Annotated in this window: 1 protein-coding gene; it reads right to left on the minus strand. The window is 54.2% G+C overall.

Features of this window, described 5'->3' with window-relative positions; all coding sequences use genetic code 11:
- A partial coding sequence (locus ACOCD2_RS23000) for an MBL fold metallo-hydrolase (RefSeq protein ID WP_419626211.1) occupies positions 1 to 689 on the minus strand: 689 nt, incomplete at its 3' end.
- Positions 690 to 819: the final 130 nt, after the last annotated feature.

Below are 819 nucleotides of genomic sequence, written 5' to 3' on the forward strand. Positions count from 1 at the left end.
CGCCGCGTTCGGAGGCCTACTTTGTTTTCCCTCTGGCGCAAGGCACGCCGGGAAAACAGTGCGGCCTCGCGGCTACTGGGGACTACCAGCCTTCGCTTCGCTCTCCATGGCTGGCAGCGACTGTCTCCTGGCGTGTGAGCCGGACCCACCCGTTGAAGTTCGAAAACGGTACTACCCAGGATAAAACGCATACTGTCAGTAAAAGTCTCATCCGCATACACCGGCTCGGTGCCAACGATTTCTTTTTCACCCACCTGATTACCCAGCATGAACATCTGGTCCTGCAGACGCTTGTGCTGATCGGCCACCACCGCCTCGCTGGCGATAACGCGGGCACCGCGTTCTTTGAAATAACCATTGCCAAGCCAGCGGTGGTCTTGTCCGCCGCTATTGAGCACATACTTCACAGGCTTGTCGGTCACCTGTTTGATCAGCCTGTCGATGGCCTCCGCTCCCTGATAGGTTCCACCGGAGTCGATCAATACCACTCCTTCGTCCGTCACCACAAAGCCAAAGGTCGCGTTGTTTCCCAGGTTCTGTGGCGTACGCCCACCATAAGGGCCGACTACCGCATATACCTGTTCAGACATCTTTTGCAGACGGAGGCCATTGCCATTCTCCAGCGCCTGAGCGACTCCAGATAGAAGCATGAGCAGCAGCGAAAACATGAAAAACCTTCTTTTGCACATATTGTTTCCCCTAGGGAAGCTCTGATTGAATCGACCAAACAGGGTAAAATATACCCACCTCCCAGAACATAAGTACAGAGCCAAATGAAGCAACAAAGTTTCGCGTCATTGACTTACGCCGCCAAGAAAC

The organism is Thiolapillus sp. (genome assembly GCF_048562965.1).
Lineage (GTDB): Bacteria > Pseudomonadota > Gammaproteobacteria > Chromatiales > Chromatiaceae > Thiolapillus > Thiolapillus brandeum_A.